The 18,853-nt window shown below is 64.3% G+C and carries 15 protein-coding genes and 1 tRNA gene; 10 read left to right on the top strand and 6 right to left on the bottom strand.

Annotation, left to right across the window (positions count from 1 at the left end; all coding sequences use genetic code 11):
• Positions 1 to 13: 13 nt before the first annotated feature.
• The 4 genes from AC1VV3_RS10955 (at position 14) to AC1VV3_RS10940 (ending at position 5,925) form a co-directional block, all read left to right on the top strand.
• Positions 14 to 601 (top strand): DoxX family protein, encoded by a 588-nt coding sequence (locus AC1VV3_RS10955; RefSeq protein ID WP_134093794.1) that lies wholly within the window; start codon positions 14 to 16, stop codon positions 599 to 601.
• 620 nt (positions 602 to 1,221) lie between these two features.
• Positions 1,222 to 2,424, top strand: coding sequence for a hypothetical protein (locus AC1VV3_RS10950; protein WP_482961753.1), 1,203 nt, complete (start codon positions 1,222 to 1,224; stop codon positions 2,422 to 2,424).
• A 199-nt stretch (positions 2,425 to 2,623) separates the two neighbouring features.
• Positions 2,624 to 2,699, top strand: a tRNA-Val gene (locus AC1VV3_RS10945).
• A gap of 289 nt (positions 2,700 to 2,988) precedes the next feature.
• Complete coding sequence (locus AC1VV3_RS10940; protein WP_132267987.1) at positions 2,989 to 5,925, top strand: TonB-dependent receptor domain-containing protein; 2,937 nt, start codon at positions 2,989 to 2,991, stop codon at positions 5,923 to 5,925.
• 97 nt (positions 5,926 to 6,022) lie between these two features.
• Here the strand turns inward: AC1VV3_RS10940 and AC1VV3_RS10935 are convergent, their stop codons facing one another.
• The 5 genes from AC1VV3_RS10935 to AC1VV3_RS10915 form a co-directional block, all read right to left on the bottom strand.
• Positions 6,023 to 6,940 (bottom strand): SDR family NAD(P)-dependent oxidoreductase, encoded by a 918-nt coding sequence (locus AC1VV3_RS10935; protein WP_482961752.1) that lies wholly within the window; start codon positions 6,938 to 6,940, stop codon positions 6,023 to 6,025.
• 110 nt (positions 6,941 to 7,050) lie between these two features.
• Entirely contained in the window at positions 7,051 to 8,259 is a 1,209-nt protein-coding gene (locus AC1VV3_RS10930; RefSeq protein WP_482961751.1) for a CaiB/BaiF CoA transferase family protein, read from the bottom strand.
• Entirely contained in the window at positions 8,259 to 9,281 is a 1,023-nt protein-coding gene (locus AC1VV3_RS10925; protein WP_482962092.1) for an alpha/beta hydrolase, read from the bottom strand. The genes AC1VV3_RS10930 and AC1VV3_RS10925 overlap by 1 nt, the downstream gene beginning before the upstream one ends.
• Before the next feature lie 102 nt (positions 9,282 to 9,383).
• Positions 9,384 to 10,526 (bottom strand): FAS1-like dehydratase domain-containing protein, encoded by a 1,143-nt coding sequence (locus AC1VV3_RS10920; RefSeq protein WP_482961750.1) that lies wholly within the window; start codon positions 10,524 to 10,526, stop codon positions 9,384 to 9,386.
• Positions 10,527 to 10,559: 33 nt separating this feature from the next.
• Positions 10,560 to 12,137 (bottom strand): acetate--CoA ligase, encoded by a 1,578-nt coding sequence (locus tag AC1VV3_RS10915; RefSeq protein ID WP_482961749.1) that lies wholly within the window; start codon positions 12,135 to 12,137, stop codon positions 10,560 to 10,562.
• Between the two features lie 118 nt (positions 12,138 to 12,255).
• On the opposite strand from AC1VV3_RS10915, the gene AC1VV3_RS10910 reads away from it, so the two are divergent.
• A complete protein-coding gene (locus AC1VV3_RS10910; protein WP_482961748.1) occupies positions 12,256 to 13,047 on the top strand; it encodes an IclR family transcriptional regulator in 792 nt (263 codons plus the stop codon).
• On the opposite strand, the gene AC1VV3_RS10905 is transcribed toward AC1VV3_RS10910, so the two are convergent.
• On the bottom strand, positions 13,044 to 13,919 hold the full coding sequence (locus tag AC1VV3_RS10905) for a LysR family transcriptional regulator (protein ID WP_482961747.1): 876 nt from the start codon (positions 13,917 to 13,919) through the stop codon (positions 13,044 to 13,046). The two genes, AC1VV3_RS10910 and AC1VV3_RS10905, sit on opposite strands and share 4 nt — an antisense overlap.
• Positions 13,920 to 14,044: 125 nt before the next feature.
• Here AC1VV3_RS10905 and AC1VV3_RS10900 point away from each other — a divergent pair, with 125 nt between their 5' ends.
• From AC1VV3_RS10900 to AC1VV3_RS10880, 5 genes are all read left to right on the top strand, one after another.
• A complete protein-coding gene (locus AC1VV3_RS10900) occupies positions 14,045 to 15,646 on the top strand; it encodes a carboxyl transferase domain-containing protein (protein ID WP_482961746.1) in 1,602 nt (533 codons plus the stop codon).
• A gap of 5 nt (positions 15,647 to 15,651) precedes the next feature.
• Positions 15,652 to 15,963, top strand: a complete 312-nt coding sequence (locus tag AC1VV3_RS10895) for a DUF3088 family protein (protein WP_465127822.1) — start codon at positions 15,652 to 15,654, stop codon at positions 15,961 to 15,963.
• Positions 15,960 to 17,804, top strand: coding sequence for an acetyl/propionyl/methylcrotonyl-CoA carboxylase subunit alpha (locus AC1VV3_RS10890; protein WP_482961745.1), 1,845 nt, complete (start codon positions 15,960 to 15,962; stop codon positions 17,802 to 17,804). The genes AC1VV3_RS10895 and AC1VV3_RS10890 overlap by 4 nt, the downstream gene beginning before the upstream one ends.
• A 107-nt stretch (positions 17,805 to 17,911) precedes the next feature.
• A complete protein-coding gene (locus AC1VV3_RS10885) occupies positions 17,912 to 18,331 on the top strand; it encodes a hypothetical protein (RefSeq protein ID WP_134093785.1) in 420 nt (139 codons plus the stop codon).
• A gap of 63 nt (positions 18,332 to 18,394) precedes the next feature.
• Positions 18,395 to 18,847, top strand: a complete 453-nt coding sequence (locus AC1VV3_RS10880; protein ID WP_132267969.1) for a MaoC family dehydratase — start codon at positions 18,395 to 18,397, stop codon at positions 18,845 to 18,847.
• The last annotated feature ends 6 nt before the right edge of the window (positions 18,848 to 18,853 follow it).

The following is an 18,853-nucleotide window of genomic DNA, read 5'->3' as shown; positions in this document are numbered from 1 at the left end:
CGGGAGAGAAGACATGTCCAAGATCGCTGCCATAATCGGGCGCTTCCTGATCGCCCTGATCTTCGTGATTTCCGGTGCCTCCAAGCTGATGGACATCAGCTCTACCGAGACTATGATCGTTGCCGCCGGCCTGCCGGGAGGGCTCGCCGTTCCGGTCGGCCTGTTCGAACTTCTGGCCGGGCTGTGCCTTGCCGCGGGGTTCATGGTGCGCCTGGTATCCGTCCTGCTGGCGGTCTTCGTCGCCGCGACGATCCTGTTCTTCCACAACAAGTTCACCGACCCCATGCAGCAGGTCATGGCCCTGAAGAACGTGGCCATCATCGGCGGCCTCGCGCTGGCCTTCGCACATAGCCAGATGTGGAGCCACTATTACGCCATCGCCCGCGAGCGTCACGGCGAACTGGCGGCCCGCAGCGCCGAGGAACGCATTCGCGACGCCGAACTGCGCGCCGCCCGCGCCGAAGCCCGCGCCGACGCCATCGCCGAAAACCAGACCGCACCGACTTACGTGGAAACCACCCCGCGCACCGTCGTGACCGACTACAACCACGACGGCATCCCCGAAGTCCGCGCCCGCCATCGCCGCTGGTTCGACTGGTAAGCCCCTCAACGAAGACCGAATCGCCTTCCCGTCCCGCTCGGAACGGGAAGGCAACGCTGACTTAAGTCCCGCGCGGTGCCTTTGGCGCCATAGAGGCAATCGCACCTACCAATTGAGCTTGTCGGACGGACGTCTTTCGAAAACACGCGTGCGACGTGAACCATCAAAGCTCCAAATGGCTCAAAATGTTTTGATGATCCGCCTTCCGTCGGGCCAGCGGCGGATACGATGCTGAACCTTTGTGTTGCCCAAGTCGTACTTGCGACAGTCATCGAAGCCAGCGGATTCCTTCCATTTGTTCCTCAACGCGCGCTTTGCAGTCCAAATGAGCAGAAAGAGCTCGCCCTCTCATTGCCTGCTACTGGTTCTCACGTCGCATGCCCGTAATGTAAATCGAGCACTATCCAGCGTATTTTACGCCTTCAACTGATTGAAATATCAGACGTGACGAGGTTGCGACGCATGCACTGTGCCGCCAGATTATCCAAGGAAGACCATGTTATTTCAGCTTTGCTCCAGCCTCGGTTTACCAACCGACGGGAGCTGTTCGCTGTGCAGAGTTGTGTGTTCGTGGATGTGGCAAGGTCACGGTTGAAACAGGGTTGTTTTGTGGTTGATCCATGCTCAGCCAATCGTCGAAGAAAAAATCTAGCTATAACGGTAAGTCAGGCCAATTTCCGGATCATGGAACGCGTGCCGACAGCGAGGGTCACCGAAACACGATTGAGCTTTCCGGTGACACAAATGAGCAAGGCAAAGGTGAACGCGTGCGGGTGCTTCAGTTCGGATTGGCAGTAATTTTCGGTGTGCTGTCTCTTGCCCCCTCCGGAGCAACGGCAAAGCCAGTGCTCGCAACCAGCCCTGAGTTGCTGGATTATTTGATCCAGGACGTATGCACCGACGCGCAGAGCCGCCCTATCCACGGCGATCCCGCAACCTGCCGCAGGCATCGGAACATAGCGATAGGCGAGCCGTCGCCCTACCTCGTAACGGATTTTGAAGTGTCCAACGGCAAAACCTATTCGGCGATGAACTCAATCCCCGTTTCAGCGCTCGACGGAAATATGCGCATTATTGTGACGAAGAGCATGCAGGGCAATTTCCGGCCGGGGTTCCGCTTTTCGTTCGACGCAAGCAGAGACGGTTACGACCTGATCGATATCACGAATTCTGAATATGCATCCTTCATTCGCACGTCCGATGGTGGATGTTTCGACCAGATTTTCTCGAAGCGCGGCTCGTTCCGCAACGCAAAGGATCGGGCTGGCGGGTGGATTCTGTTTCCTCGGACCGCCCCCAGCACATGGCCGGTATCGCGCGGCGTCCCTGTCACGACCTACAAGATCCAGCTGACTAAAGGTCGACCGGGCTGCAATAATGGGCATTCAACCGGCATGACATTCTGGAATCGTCCTGTCGTCTATCGCTTTGAAACGGACAAGGCATTGAGAGCAATCCGCTCGGACCATTTCGCTTCAGGCGATCTCGGCGCCGAGAACAATGCTCTCGAACGCTACTATTTCACTCGGGAATACGGATTCACTCGCTGGGAAGCGTGGGTGCCCTTGGCGCGCTGCTTCCAAGAGCATGGAACTGACGCTGCGATATGCCACCCCGAACGCCCCGATTATGCACTCCGGGGTCGCTGTTCGGTGCTAAATTCTACGTCGTCAGGACTGCCGGGGATGGACCAGTGGGGAAACCAGACCTGGGTTCGCGTAGATTGCCGCGACCAGACAAAGTATCTGGCGCTAGATCATCCTCAGCGATTGCTCAGCCCTACCATGGCCCGCGATAACGGCGTCGAAGATTTGCAGCCCTAGCAATCGCAACACAAGACTTCGACGAATGGCGGCGCCATGATGCCGACCGATGTGCTGCCGCCATCGAGGGGGCGGATAGGGTGAGAATTTCAGGACCCGCCGATTGCCATCAAGATCAACTGGTTTCCGTTTCGATGGGAGGTTGACGGCGCTGCAAAATGCCCTATTTGGCGCGGTCTGCGGCGCTCACAGCGCGTGCGGGCGGTTAGCTCAGTTGGTAGAGCATCTCGTTTACACCGAGAGGGTCGGGGGTTCGAGCCCCTCACCGCCCACCATTCCACATCGCTGGTAATGCGTTCCGACCGGATTTCCGGTCCGATGCGGCGCATCGCGTTGGCACGCTGACCGCTCCTGCCCTCGATTCGGCAAGCGCACCCTTCCCCTTCCAAGCTCCCTGCATCGTCGTCTCGGCGCGGCCTCGATTCGGCCGTCCCCCGGGCAGGTTCGCCCGCTTGTTGCGCATGAATTAACCCAATTTCACCGCGATACGATATTTCGTATACGATATTTGACAATGTCGGATTTGTGACGCAAGGTTGGCGCAATCAAAAGGGAGTTACGACCATGAGGGGTCACAGAAGGAAACTTTATTGCGCGGCCGCACTGACAGCGATCATCGCTGGCACGGCCCAGGCCCAGGAAGCGGCGCCGGCCGATGCCGGCGTTGCCAACGACATCGTCGTCACCGGCACCCGCATCAAGCGCGCCGACCTTGAGAGCAACAGCCCGCAGACCGTCGTGGGCGCCGACGAGTTCCGCTACCAGGGCGCGACCACGGTCGAACAGGTGCTGAACCGCCTGCCGCAGTTCACCGCCGACGCCAACGAGAACGTCTCGAACGGTTCGGACGGCACTTCCAAGATCAATTTGCGCAACCTCGGCTCGAACCGCGTGCTTACGCTGCTCGACGGTCAGCGCCTGATGCCTTCGCAGGCCATCAACCTCTCCTTCATCCCCAGCGCCCTCGTGGAGCGCGTCGACGTGATGTCGGGCGGCGCCTCGGCGGTCTACGGTTCGGACGCGCTGTCGGGCGTGGTCAACTTCGTCCTCAAGAAGGACCTCGACGGCGTTCGCATCGACGCGCAGACGGGCTTCTCGCAGCACAATAACAACAACAGTTCGCTCCGCGCGCTGCAGAGCGGCTCGGGCTACGACACGGCCCCATCCTCGGTCATCGATGGCGGTAAGCAGGATGTCACCATCGCGGCGGGCAAGAACTTCGCCGATGGCCGCGGCAACATCACCGTCTATGGCGGCTACCGCAAGTTCAGCCCGGTCCGCCAGTCGAGCCGCGACGTCTCCGCCTGCGCCCTGCAGGACCGTGAATCCGTTGCCGGCTCCGGCAGCTTCGATCAGCTGTTCTGCGGCGGTTCCAGCAACACCCCTTACGGCTCGTTCATTCCGCTCTCGGACCTCAGCCCGTACAAGGGCCAGACCCTCATCAACAACCGCGACGGCAGCGGCACGCTGGTGCCCTACGATCCTTCGTATGCCTACAACACCTCGCCGGACAACTACTTCCAGCGCTCTGACGAGCGCATCACGGCGGGCGGCTTCGCACGGTACGAATTCAGCAAGGCGGCCGAAGTCTACGGCAGCTTCATGTACATGAACGACCAGACGTTCTCTCAGGTCGCGCCTTCGGCGGTCTGGTTCGGGACGGCGTTCGATGTATCCTGCAACAACCCTTACGCCAACGCATCCCAGCTTGCCGCGATCTGCGGTTCGGCTGCCGGCACCGACGCGACCGCTCCGACCAACGTGGGCTACCGCGTCGTCGGCCAGCCCCGCCGCGACAACCTGCGCTTCAACGACTACCGCTATTCGGCGGGCCTGCGCGGCGACATCGGCAGCGGCTTCAGCTACGACGTCAACTACATGTACTCGCTGGTGAAGTTCAAGGAAACGTACCTGAACGACGTGAACCAGGCGAAGGCGGGCCTCGCCCTCAATGCCGTCAGCGTCAACGGCGTGCCGACCTGCCGCTCGGTCATCGACGGTACCGACCCGAACTGCATTCCGATCAACGTCTTCACGCCCAGCGGCGTGACGGCAGACCAGGCCGCCTACATCTTCGGCGAAAGCAACACCGCCTCGCGCAATTCGCTGGGTGTGATCTCCGGATCGCTGAGCGGCGACCTCGGCCAGATGGGCGTGACCCTGCCCTGGGCGGAATCGGGCGTCGGCATCGCGCTTGGCGTCGAGCGCCGCCGCGAAACGCTGAACTTCACGGCCGACGAAGTGGCGCAGCAGAACGGCGTGTTGCCCTCCGACGGGATCATCGCCGTGACCGAGGCCTTCGGTGAAATCGAAATCCCGCTGATCGAGAACAAGCCGTTCTTCCGCTCGCTCACGATCAACGGCGGCCTGCGCTACTCGTCTTACGACAACAAGCAGAACTCGACCGGCATCAAGTCGGGTTACAACGTCTGGACCTACAAGGGCGAAATCTCGTGGGCGCCGGTCGACGACTTGCGCGTGCGCGCCAGCTACAACCGCGCCATCCGCGCGCCGAACGTGGCTGAACTCTTCGCCTCACAGGCGGTTGGCAACGTCAACGGCACCGATCCTTGCGCCGGTGCCAATCCGAGCGCCTCGTTCGAAATCTGCCAGGCTACCGGCGTGACCCAGGCCATGTACGGCAGCATCCCCGGATGCCCGTCCGACCAGTGCTCCGGTCTTGGCGGCGGCAACGTCGCACTCAAGCCCGAAACCGCGGACACCTATACCCTTGGCGTCGTCATCACACCGCAGGCGCTGCGCCGCTTCTCGCTGTCGATCGACTACTACAACATCAAGGTGAAGGACTACATCGGTTCGATCGCGCCGTCGCTGATCATGGGTCAGTGCGCCGCCACGGGTGATCCGTACTTCTGCGGCCTGTTCGTTCGCGATCCGCGCTCGGGCCAGGTCTTCGGCCAGAATTCGGGCTACATCATCTCCACCACGATGAACACGGGCTACCTCAAGACCTCGGGTCTCGACGTGAATGCGGATTACACCTTCGACGTCGGCAATCTGGGCAGCGTCAATCTGGGTCTCGTGGGCACCTACCTCATCGAGCAGGTTTCCCAGCCGGTGCCCGATGGTGGCTCTTACGACTGCAAGGGCCTGTTCGGCTATACTTGCGGCCAGCCCACCCCCGAATGGCGCCATGTCGCGCGTCTTTCGTGGATGACCCCCACCGACACGACCGTCTCGCTGTCCTGGCGCCACATCGGCGGCACCAAGCTGTCGAGCCTGACCGACAATCCGCTGCTTTCGGCAGACAAGACCGTCGTGAACCGCAAGATCAGCGCCTACAACTACTTCGACCTGTCGCTGACCCAGGCGATCGACAAGCGCTTCACCCTGCGCGCAGGCGTGAACAACATGTTCGACAAGGATCCGCCGGCTCTCGACTCGGGCCTGCTGCAGAACTTCGGCAACGGCAATACCTACCCCGGTGTCTACGACGCCTTGGGCCGTACGATCTTCGTCGGCTTCACGGCCAACTTCTGATCCAGGAGGAACAGCGACCCCTTCCACCCACCCGGGGGTCGTTTTTCAGGAAAGCCCGTCCGGTCGCGAGACCGGGCGGGCTTTTCCGTTCTGGCGGTCAGGCCGTGGCGGCGCGGATCATGCCGAAGCCATAGAGCAGATGTTCGAGCTGCCCGTCCGGCACTGGCGGGAAGGCCAGCGTCTCGCCGCCATCGCGGATCGCGCCGATCTCTGCGGCAACTTGTTCCAGGCTCCAGTCCTTGCGGAAGGCGCCCTCGTTCTCGACGATCTTGGCGCGCGCCAGACGGCCGCCCATGGCGACGAACATCTCGCCCGAAGCCTCGCAACTTTCGTGGCAAAGGTAGCCGACCATCGGCGCCACCTGCTCGGGCTCCATCGGCGGGAACTGGCTGGTGTCGATTCCTTCCGACATGCGGGTGACGGCGGCGGGCACGATCAGGTTGGACTTCACATTGGCGTGCTGGCCCTCGATCGCGGCGGTGTTGGACAGGCCCATGAAACCGGCCTTACACATCGCGTAAGTCACATTGTCCGACTTGCCGTAGAGGCCGTTGATCGAGCTGGTCAGCACGATGCGGCCGTAGCCCTGCGCCATCATGAGCGGAAACGCCGCCCGCACGACGTGGTAGGCGCCTTTCAGGTGGACATCGAGGACAGCGGTGAAATCCTCGTAGGCAAGTTCGCTGAGGCTGCCGCGTCGTACATTGCCGGCCGAGTGGATCAGAATATCGATCCGCCCAAAGGCATCGAGCGCCGACTGGACGATCGCCTTCCCGCCCTCCGGCGTGGCGACACTGTCGGTATTGGCCACGGCGTCTCCGCCCATGCCGCGGATTTCGGCGGCGAGCGCTTCGGCGGGGCCTTCTTCGGTAGCGTCGCCAGCCATCGAGACGCCGGGGTCATTGACCACGATCTTGCAGCCCCGGCTCGCCAGCAGCAGCGCATGGGCCCTGCCCAGCCCGCGCCCGCCGCCGGTGATCACGGCGACTCTATTGTCGAAGCGCAGGTCTGGCATAGTCATCTCCACTCATCGTCATTGCGAGCGGCAAAGCCGCGCGGCAATCCAGGGCCGCCCCAACCGCCCTGGATTGCTTCACTGCGTTCGCAATGACGAAGGTTCGGGCCTCACGCAACGATGCCCGACGCCCTGAGCGCCGCGATCCGCTCGGGCGATAGATCGAGCACGTCTTCCAGAATGAAATCGGTGTGCTCGCCCAGCACCGGCGGCGCGGTGGGCACCGGCTGCGGGGCATCCGTAAAGCGGATCGGACGGGCCACAATCGGGATCGGTCCCAGGGTCTTGTGCTGCGTTTCCACCACCATCCCGCGCTCCACCGCCTGCGGCTGCGCCAGCGCTTCGGACACGCCCAGGATCGGCGCGTGGGGCACTTCGTGCGCGGTGAAGATCGCCACGAGTTCGTCCACCGTGTACCGCTCGGTGAAGGCGCTGACGATCGCGTTCACTTCCGCCCTGGCATCGCGGCGCTTTTCCAGCGTGTCGTAGCGCGGATCCTCGATCAGTTCGGGCCGCTCGATGGAGCGGCAGATGCGGCTCCAGAACCCCGGCGTCAGGCAGGCGACGACGATGGAGCCCTCGCGCGCCGGGAAGATGCCGTAGGGGACGAGGTTGGGATGCTGCGATCCCACCCGGCTCGGGTCAGTGCCGTTGAAGAAGGCCAACTGCGCGATGTAGCCAAGCATGCCGATCAGCCCGTCCATCAGGCTGACGTCGATATGCCGCCCCACGCCCGTCCGCTCACGCTCGTAAAGCGCCGAGAGGATGCCGATCGGCCCGTTGATCCCGCCGACCAGATCGCCCAGCGGAATGCCCAACTTGGTCGGCAGCCCGTCCGGCTCTCCATTCATGGACAGCGCGCCGGACATGGCCTGGAGTACGATATCGAAGCTGGGCCGGTCCTTCAGCGGCCCAGTCTGGCCATAGCCGGAGATCGAGCAGTAGATCAGGCGCGGATTGATCGCCTTCATCGCTTCGTAACCGAGGCCCAGCCGGTCCATCACACCGGGGCGGTAGTTCTCCACCAGCACGTCGCACTTCGCCGCCAGATCGCGGACGAGCGCCAGCCCCTCCTCGCTCTTGAGGTCGACGACGATGGACTTCTTCCCGCGATTGACCGCGAGGTAATAGTGGCTCTCGCCGTCCCGCGTGGGCGGAAACGTGCGCGTCTCATCGCCAGTGCCGGGCGGTTCGATCTTGAACACTTCGGCGCCCATGTCGGCCAGCGCCAGCGAGGCGGCGGGGCCTGCGAGCACGCGGGTGAAATCGATCACCCGCACCCCGGCGAGCGGGCCGGCCCAAGGTTCGTCAGCACGCATCAGGTCAGGTTCTCGCGAAAGAAGGAGAGGATCGCCGCCACGGCATCGCGCCCTTCGGGAATGCCGATATTGTAGTGGTAGCAGTGGCCCATCCCCTCGCCCACGATCAGCGTCGAGCGCACGCCTGCCTTGAGCAATTGCGAGTTGGTGAAGATCGCCGGGCTGAGGTCCATGGCGCGGGTGCCAGTGATGACCAGCGTGGGCGGGAACGTGGCCAGCACATCGAGATGATAGCCCGGCCAGGCGCTGGGATCGCGCGGGTCGCAGCCGTCGAAATAGCCACGGGTGATGTCGATCGCCGTGCTGCCGTCAGCGGGCGGCGGTGGGAATGATCCGTCGATATAGCCTGCGACGTAGGCCGACTCTCCGGCCCCGAACGGCACGCCGCCCGCGCCGAAAATGCCGACCGCGCCCGCCTGCGGCAGTCCATGAGCCGGAAGCCATGCCGCCGCCTGTGCGGTTAGAGCGCCGCCCGCCGATCCGCCGTAGATGCCGATCCGGCCGGGGGCATAGTCCGTCAGCAGCGCGGCATAGACCGCCGCGACATCCTCCACCCCTGCCGGATGGCGATGCTCGGGCGCCATGCGATAGTTGACGCTGACGACGCGGAACTTGCCGAGCGCGGCGATGGGGATCGCCTCCATCAGCGCGATTCCATCCCACCCCACGGTGAAGGCCCCGCCGTGCAGGTTGATCAGCACGCGTTCGGGATCGTGGCCACTATCGGCGGGGGTGACGTCCAGCACCTCCACGCCGCCGATCACCCTGGGCACGATCTCGACCGCGAAGTTCTCGCGCAGCCACGCGACACCTTGCGCGGCATAGGCATTGATCTGCTCACGCCGCACCGCGACATCGGCTTCCTGCTCACCCGCCGCGTCGAACGCCGGTGTCTCTGCGCGGGCTCGTTGCATCGCCGCGGCCTCTTCGCTCAGCAGGGTGGAGACGGGCAGGACGAAGGCAGGAACGCGCACGTCACCATTGGCATCGAACTGCGGCCTTGCCGCCTGACCCTGTCCCATTTCCACTCCGTTCTCTTTTCCGGGCCAGCATACGACACGGCCCGAACCTTCTGCAAAGGTCCGGGCCGAAATCGCTCCCCCGTTATGCGGGACTGCCGACCATCAGCCCTTGCTGGGCAGTTCCGCGACGGCGGTGCCGAAGGCCGAAAGCTCACCGCGATGGGTGGTGGCCTTCTGCGCCACTTCGACGAACTTCTTGCCGCCTTCCTCGAACTTGCGCGTCACTTCGCCGGTGATGATGATAGCATCGCCGTCCGGGTTGTGGCGGCGGATCTGGCAGTCGGACTTGGTGAGGAAGCCGTCGTCGCCGATCCAGTTGGTCATGTGATGCGTCAGCCACGAGCAACGCTCCGGGCCGTAATCGTATGCGCCCGGCGCGCCGACTTCGAGGGCGAAGGCTTCGTCCCAGTGCACGCGCTCGGGGCAGTCCGGCACGTTGAAGCGATTGCGGATGCCCAGGCCCGGGTGGGCCTTCTGCATCTTGTAGGCCAGCTTGTTGGCGCGGATGTAAAGGCCGCCCCAGCCCTGCGCGTAGCAGATGAAGCCGGTGACGGTCATCGGGCCCTTCATCATCGGCGGCAGCTTGTCGCCGACGTTCACGTCCTCGAAGTAACGCGGGGTGGCGCCGCGGATCTCTTCCTGGTCGTAGATGTCGTAGAATTCGTCCAGCTGTTCCTGCGTGAACGGCTCCACGCGGCCGCGTGCTTCGGTGTACTTGGTGCCACGTTCGCGCGCCTCGTCACGATCGGTGCGGAACACCCACGAGTCGGCACCGGCAACCTGCTCGCCGTTCTGGTTGAAGAAGTCGACGTGGTAGATCTGCTGGAAAGAGCGGCCCGCGAACTTGGTCTGATGCTCGACCAGATCCTTCAGATAGGCGACCGTGGTGATCGTATCGTTGCGCAGCACCGGCTTGTGCCAGGTCCAGTCCGCACCCGCCCACATGGCGTGCACGCCCGACAGGCCGCCGCAGTAGCCCGAGACGATGCGGCTGGTGGTGAACAGGAACGAAGGCAGCGCGACGATCGAGCCGTACTTGGTCTTCGCGGCATATTCCGGATCGCACCACAGCGGATTGTCGTCGCCAATGCCGTGGGCATAGTGGCGGATCGCGTCGCGGGTGGCTTCATAGTTCCACGGCTCGACGGTGTTCTCGATCTTCACGCCGATGCGGGCGCGCAGATCGTCGAGGCCGGCCTCGGTGATCTTGGGGAACTTGGATTGGGGCTCTGCTGTGGTTGCCATTTCGGTACTCTCCTAAATTCTCGAGATTGGTTTTCAGCCGACCGCTTCAGCGGCCTTCGCCGCCTCCCGGTCGCGCAGCATCTTGCGGTGGACCTTGCCGGCCGGGTTCTTGGGAAGCTGGTCCACGAATTCGACCACGCGCGGGAATTCGTGCTGGGCCAGGCGTTCGCGGGTGAAGTCCTGAAGCTCCTTGACGAAGGCATCGTCGCCGGCACGATTGGCGACGACGAACGCCTTCACCACTTGCCCCCGCTGTTCGTCCGGCACCCCGATCACGCCGCATTCGAGGACGTTCTCGTGCCGCAGCATGGTGTTCTCGATCTCGACGGCAGACATCGTCCAGCCCGCCGAGATGATCACGTCATCGGCGCGGCCGCAGTGATAAAAGTAGCCTTCCTCGTCGATCTTCGCGCGGTCCTTGGTGGTCATCCAGGAGCCGCCCCGCCAGAGCATAAGCTCACCGATCTCACCGGGCGCGGTGGGCGTACCATCGGGGCGCTGCACTTCCAGCTTCTGCCCCGGAACCGCCTTGCCCAGCGATCCGGGCTTCACCGTGAAGTCGCTCGCGCCGGGATAGTTCACCAGGACCACGCCGATCTCGGTCGTGCCGTACATCGAGCAGACCGGAACCTTGAACGCGCCGTCGATGAACTCCAGCGTCGCCGGGTCGATCGGCTCGCCGGTGTAGGACAGCTTGCGGAAGTGGAACGCGAAGTTCCCCGCCGCGCCGCTGTTCTTCATCATGCGATAGTGCGTCGCCGCCGCCGACATATTGGTGATGCCGTAATCGTCCAGCGCCTGCATCAGCCGCACCGGATCGAAGCGCCCGGCGAACGTCCCGGTGGTGACGCCAAGGCCCAGCGGCGCCAGCGTGCCGTGCCACAGGCCATGCCCCCATGCGGGCGAAGACGGGCAGAAGAACTCGTCGCCTGGACGGATTCCCGTGCCATAGAGCGCCGCGAACATCAGTGTGACGAGCGCCTTGTGCGTATGCTTCACCGCCTCCGGAAGCTCACGCGTGGTGCCGCTGGTATATTGGAACACGGCGAGGTCGCCGGCCTTGGTCTTCGGCTCGTAAGTCGCCGGGAACTTCGCGATCTCGTCCAGCAGGCCATCGTCGGCGACGATCACGCGCAGCCCGTTCTCGGCCGTCACTGCACCGCGCGCGAGGTCGGCCTTCTCGGCATTGGTGATGAGGATGGCGGGCTTGCAGTCGTCGATGCGCAGCTTCAACGCGTCCGGCCCGAACAGTGTGAACAGCGGCACCGAGATCGCGCCGGTCTGCATCGCGCCGAACAGGCAGACGTAGAACGGCAGCGAGGGTTCGAGCATGAAAGCGATGCGCTCGCCCGGCTTCACGCCTTCCGCGTCCAGCCAATGCGCGAACCGCGCGGCACCGGCAGCGATCTTGTCGAAGCTCAGGATCTCGTCACGACCATCTGCATGCGCGATGCGCACCGCCGGACGGCCCGAACCATCGGCATGACGGGTGATGCATTCGTGAGCGATGTTGAGCACGTCGCGGTCGCCGTCGAACAGGTCCCACAGCGCGGCCGACGAGGCCTGCGCCTGCGCATCGGCATAGCTTGTCAGTTCCGTCAGCCTAACCATCGCTCATCCCACTCCGCACCGACACGACTCAGCGGCCGGCCATTTGTCCTTGTGTTCAACAAATGTGCGGAAGCAGGCTTGTTTTGTAAATATTGAATATTATTCTGTATATTGAACGATGAGCAGATCGGACCCTCTCGAAGACGCCGTGCGCGCCAGCAAGGCCCCCGCCATCGCCCGGGCGGCGGCGATACTGCGTCTGCTGGGCAAGCGCGGCACGCCGATGGGGGTGCAGGCCATCGCCCGCGAGCTGAACCTCGTGCCCAGCACCTGCCTCTATGTCTTGCGGGCGCTCGTTACCGAGGATCTCGTGGCTTTCGATGCCGATACCAAGCGCTATGCCCTCGATGCCGGCGTGCTGACGCTCGCCCGTGCCTGGCTGCGGCGGGACCAGTTCAACGACCTTGCCCAGCCGATCCTCGACCGGGTGGCGCGCGAATTCGGGCTGACCACGCTCGGCGTCCAGATCTTCGGGCTGGACCACATCATCGTCACCGCGATGTCGCAGTCTGGCCAGAATTTTCAGCTCTCGACGCAAGTCGGCAGCCGCTTCCCCGCGCTGGTTTCCGCCACGGGGCGCTGCATCGCCGCTTTCGGCGATCATGAGATTGCAGACCTCAAGCCCCGTTTCGAGGCCCTGCGCTGGGATGAGGCGCCGTCATGGGAGGATTGGTGCGCCCAGGTGGCCGAGGCGCGGGAGAGCGGCGTGGCTGTCGATGCCGGGCACTATATCGCCGGGGTCACGGTCATCGCCGCCCCGGTGTGGAAGACGGGGCAAGAACGGCGAGTCGCGCCCAGCCACGCCCTCGTCGCCATCGGCATCGGCGCGGCCCTGCGCAGCGATCTGACAAGCCTGAAAACCGCGCTCGCCACATCCGCCCGATCGCTGAGCGAGCAACTCGCAACCTAGGCTGTCTCTGCTCGCTCCGTCGCCAGGCCAAGTTGCCGGCGCAGGCTGTCCAGGAATGCGCTTTCCCGCGGAGCCGCGGCATGGAGCAACCCCACTTCGCGCACCAATTCGAAATCGCGCACCGGAACGAAGCGCAGCGAACCATCGGCGAAACCTTCCGGCATCATTCCGATCCCCGCACCGCTGCGAATTACCGAGAGGACGCGCTCGTCGCTGGTGGTCTTGAGCACGAAGCGCGGGCGCACGCCGCGCTGGGTGAAGAAGCGGTTGATCTCGGGCAGCGCCTCGCAGTGGCGGCGCAGCGCCATGCGATCCTGCGCGAGTTGTTCGGCAAGCACCTCGCGCTCTCCGGCCAGGGGATGATCGGGCGGAAGCACCATCATGTAGCGTTCGCGGGACAGGACTTCGGGCTGGTAACGGGCGTGGTGCGGCCGCACGGCGGTCAGCGCCACGTCGATCCGGCCGCGTTCGAGGCGCTCGGCAAGATCGCGTTCACTGCCGTCGAGCAGTTCCAGCGCCTCGCCCGAACGTGCGTGATGCGCCGCCAGGGCACGGCCGATCAGGGGGGTGGGGATGGTGTTCAGCACGCCCACGCGCAGCAGGCTGGGCTCGGCAGGCTCGGCCAGTTCGACCAGGGCGTGCTCGTATTCGGCGGCGATGCGGCGCGCGCGGATGAGGAAGCGGCTGCCCGCCGGGGTCAGGGCAACGCGCTGGCGATCCCTGTCGAACAGGCGCGCGCCCAGTTCGCGTTCCAGCTTGGCGATTCCCGCCGAGAGCGTCGGCTGGGTAACGCTGACCGCCCGCGCCGCGCGGCTGAAATTGCCGGTTTCCGCCACAGCAAGGAAATAGCGCAGGAGATATTGGTCGATCATAGACACGATCTATTACGAAGCACGGAAACTTTCAATTTCCGCTGGGGCTTTGGCTTGTCTACATAGGAGAGACAAATCATCCGAACTTGGGAAGAGGCTGAAATGGCCGGACCGGAGAAACAAGCATGAGCGCACCGGTGCTCCAGACGAGCCTGAATCTCGACAGTCCCGAGGCGCAGGCGCGCGATTCCCACAACCGCGCGCTGGTTGCCGAATTGCGAGCGAAGGTCGCCGCGGCAGCGCTGGGCGGAAACGCAAAATCGCGGGAACGCCATGTCGCGCGCGGCAAGCTGCTGCCGCGCGAACGGGTGGAGCGCTTGCTCGACCCCGGCTCTCCGCTGCTCGAGCTGGGCCAGCTCGCGGCCGAGGGTCTCTACGAGGACGACATTCCCGGCGCGGGGCTGATTACCGCCATCGGCACCGTTTCCGGCCGCCAGTGCATGATCGTGTGCAACGATGCCACCGTGAAAGGCGGCACCTATTACCCGATCACCGTGAAGAAGCACGTTCGCGCGCAGGAGATCGCCCAGGAGAACAACCTGCCGTGCATCTATCTGGTCGACAGCGGCGGCGCCAACCTGCCGCACCAGGCGGAAGTCTTCCCGGACCGGGATCACTTCGGCCGCATTTTCTTCAACCAGGCGCAGATGTCCGCAAAGGGCATTCCGCAAGTCGCCTGCGTGATGGGAAGCTGCACAGCGGGCGGCGCCTATGTGCCGGCGATGAGCGACGAATCGGTGATCGTGAAGGAACAGGGCACGATCTTCCTGGCCGGTCCGCCGCTGGTGCAGGCGGCGACAGGCGAGGTGATCTCGGCCGAGGACCTTGGCGGCGGCGATCTGCACAGCCGCAAGTCGGGTGTGACCGATCATTTGGCCGACAGCGACGAACATGCGCTGACCATCGTGCGCGATATCGTCAGCCACCTCGGCCCGCTGCATCACCACGACCAGCCGCTGCGGACCCCGCGCCCGCCCAAGTACGATCCCGAGGAACTCTACGCGATCGTGCCGGAAGACGTGCGCGCGCCCTATGACGTGCACGAAGTGATCGCCCGCATCGTCGACGGCAGCGAATTCCACGAGTTCAAGGCGCTCTATGGCAGCACGCTGGTCTGCGGTTTCGCGCATATCCATGGCCAGCCGGTGGCCATCCTCGCCAACAACGGCGTGCTGTTCTCCGAATCCGCGCAGAAGGGCGCGCACTTCATCGAACTGGCCTGCCAGCGCCGCATTCCGCTGCTGTTCCTCCAGAACATTTCCGGCTTCATGGTCGGCGGCAAGTACGAGGCGGAGGGCATCGCCAAGCACGGCGCCAAGCTCGTCACCGCCGTCGCCACCGCCACGGTGCCGAGGATCACGGTGCTGATCGGTGGCTCGTTCGGTGCGGGCAACTACGGCATGTGCGGGCGCGCTTACGATCCGCGCTTCCTGTTCACCTGGCCCAATGCCCGCATCTCGGTGATGGGCGGCGAGCAGGCTGCTTCGGTGCTGGCCACCGTCCACCGCGACGCGGCCAAGTGGTCGCCCGAGGAGGCCGAGGCGTTCAAGGCCCCGATCCGCCAGAAGTACGAGGATGAGGGCAATCCCTACTACGCGACCGCGCGCCTGTGGGATGATGGCGTGATCGATCCGGCGCAGACCCGCGATGTGCTGGGGCTGGCGCTGGCCGCCTGCCTTGAGGCGCCGATCCCCGAAAAGCCGCAGTTCGGCGTGTTCAGGATGTGATGGCGATGGCCAAGGATACTCTCTTCGTCCTCGACACCGACTATGCCGATCCGGCGTTCGGCGGCGAGCGGCGCTTCTACTGCAAGGACTGCGTGACGGTGGAGGGCCTGCTGGCGCTGTTCCCCGATCGCGCGGGCAATATCGAGGTCGTCCGCGTCGCCTGGCCGCGTCCCCGTGCGGCGGTGGTCGCGGCGCTGGGTGAGGAAAATCAGAATCTTCCCGCGCTGGCCTTTGCCGAGGGCGGCTTCGCCAACGATATCGAGGGCGTCCTTGCGGCGCTGCACTCCCGTCACGGTTTCCCGGAGCGTCACCCATGATCCAGTCGCTGCTGATCGCCAATCGCGGCGAGATTGCCTGCCGCGTCATCCGCACGGCGCGGGAACTCGGCATCCGTACCGTCGCGGTCTATTCCGACGCCGATGCCGATGCACTGCATGTGCGCGAGGCGGACGAGGCCGTGCATATCGGCCCCTCGGCCGTGCGCGAATCCTACCTTGTTGGCGAAAAGATCATCGCCGCCGCGAAGCAGACCGGGGCCGAGGCGATCCATCCAGGCTACGGCTTCCTCTCGGAGAACGCCGCGTTCGCACAGGCAGTGAAGGACGCGGGGCTGATCTGGGTCGGCCCGAACCCGTCCTCGATCACCGCGATGGGCCTCAAGGATGCGGCCAAGACGCTGATGGCCGCGGCCGGAGTGCCAGTTACGCCCGGCTACATGGGCGCCAACCAGGAGCCGGCTTTCCTGGCCGAAGAGGCCGCCAAGATCGGCTATCCGGTGCTCATCAAGGCTGTTGCCGGCGGCGGCGGCAAGGGCATGCGGCTGGTCGAGGCGCCAGCGGATTTCGTCGACGCCCTGGCATCGTGCAAGCGCGAGGCGGCGTCCTCGTTCGGCAACGACCATGTGCTGATCGAGAAGTACATCGCCAGCCCGCGCCACATCGAAGTGCAGGTCTTCGGTGACAGCCAAGGCAACGTCGTCCACTTGTTCGAGCGCGATTGCTCGCTTCAGCGCCGTCACCAGAAGGTGATCGAGGAAGCCCCCGCGCCGGGCATGGATTCGGCAACGCGCGAGGCGCTCTGCGCGGCGGCGGTGCGTGCGGCCAGGGCGGTCGACTATGTCGGCGCCGGCACCATCGAGTTCATTGCCGACGGTTCGGGCAAGCTTTCCGCCGATCGCATCTGGTTCATGGAAATGAACACGCGCCTGCAGGTCGAGCATCCGGTGACCGAGGAAATCACCGGCGTCGATCTGGTCGAATGGCAGCTTCGCGTTGCCAGCGGCGAAGCGCTGCCGATGTCGCAGGAAGACCTCACCATCGATGGCTGGGCGATGGAAGCGCGCCTCTATGCCGAAGACCCAGCGAAGGGCTTCCTTCCCAGCATCGGCAAGCTGGAACTGCTGGAATTCGGCGAGGCTGAAGGGGGCCGTATCGACACCGGCGTCTATCAGGGCGCCGAAGTCTCCCCGTTCTACGACCCGATGATCGCCAAGGTCATCGCCTGGGGCGAGGACCGCGAGGAAGCGCGCGAGCGACTGGGCGAAATGCTGGAAGACAGCGCCGTCTGGCCGGTGCGCACCAATGCCTCCTTCCTCGTGAAAGCGCTGCAACATCCCGACTTCGCCGCGGGCAAGGTCGACACCGGCCTGATCGGCCGCGACGGCGAGGCCATGGCAGAGGCGCCCCGGCCTTCGGACGAAGTGCTGGAGGCGGCCGCCAATTCGCTGGTTCCGGTGCGGGCACTTCCCGGCTTCCGCCTCAATGCCGCGCCTGCGCAGTCGGCATGGTTCTCGCTCGACGGCGAGAAAGTCGAGATCGCGCTGACCGGAGAAGGCAGCGAGGAGCCGGACGACGCCGTTCTGGTGACCGAACAGGGGCAGGCCTGGCTGCTTACCCCCTGGCGGCGCGACGGCGTGCATGGCGGGGCCGATGGCTCCGGCGCGATCCTGGCGCCGATGCCGGGCAAGGTGATCGCGGTAGCCGTTGCCGAAGGGCAGGCCGTCACCAAGGGACAGAAGCTGCTGACCCTGGAAGCGATGAAGATGGAGCACACGCTCACCGCGCCGTTCGATGGCGTGGTGGCGGAGCTGAACGCCGTAACGGGCGCACAGATCCAGGTGGATGCGCTTCTCGCGCGGGTCGAACCGACGGAGGCTTGAGGCAGGTTACGGGCTGGGCTGAAGAATCCGCATTTTCAGTTCATCCGGATCGGCCTAGCCCTCTTGCATCCGCGCCTTCGCGCGGACTCGATACGAGGAGACTTCCCGTGAAATTTTCGTATCTTCCTGCCTGCTCATTCGCCTGTTTCGCAGCCGCTCTTGTTGGCACCTTTGCCGTTTCCCTCGCCCCTGCCGATGCCGCGCCGCCCTCGAACTGGCGGGTACTGGCCTCGCAGACCGTGGCCACCGGCAGCAGCCGCACCACGATCCGCATTCCCGGCAGCAATCGCTATCGGCAGATCCAGCTCTGCACGCGCAATGCCCCGATCCGCCTGTCGAACTACACCTTCCGTTTCGACAACGGCCGCCAGCAGAGCGTGCGCGTGAATACCCGCATCAACACCGGCGGCTGCAGCCGGGCCATCAACCTGACCAATCCGCCGCGCCGGATCGACCGCGTGGACCTGGCCTACCAGCCGATCCCGCGCGGTACACGCGCTCCGCAAATCCGGGTGGTCGGACGCTGAACACTATTTCCGGCCGGAGCGCTGCTGCGGTCCGGCCGGACATCATGAAAAGGAGAGAGGATCGTGCCGGGGCGCTTTTTCGACGAATGGACCGTGGGTGACCGGATCACTCACCAGCCGAGCCGTACGGTCACCGAGACCGACAATCTGATGTTCTCGGCGATGACCCACAATATGCAGCCGCTGCACCTCGATGCGGAATTCGCAAAGAAGAGCGAATTCGGCCAGATTCTCGTCAATTCGACTTTCACCTTCAGCCTGGCGGTAGGTCTGTCGATCGCGGATACCACCGTGGGCACGCTCGTCGCCAATCTCGGCTTCGACAAAGTGGTGACGCCCAAGCCGACCTTCATCGGCGATACGCTGACCTGCACGAGCGAAGTCATGGAGATGCGCGAAAGCAAGTCGCGGCCCACGCAGGGCATCGTCGTGTTCAAGCACGAGCTGACCAACCAGCGCGGCGAAGTGGCGCTGTCCTGCCTGCGTTCGGTGCTGTTGAAAAAGAAGGACGCCTGAAAGCCC

It is taken from the genome of Novosphingobium sp. BL-S-34, assembly GCF_056857015.1.
This window is presented reverse-complemented; position numbering and strand designations above follow the sequence as displayed.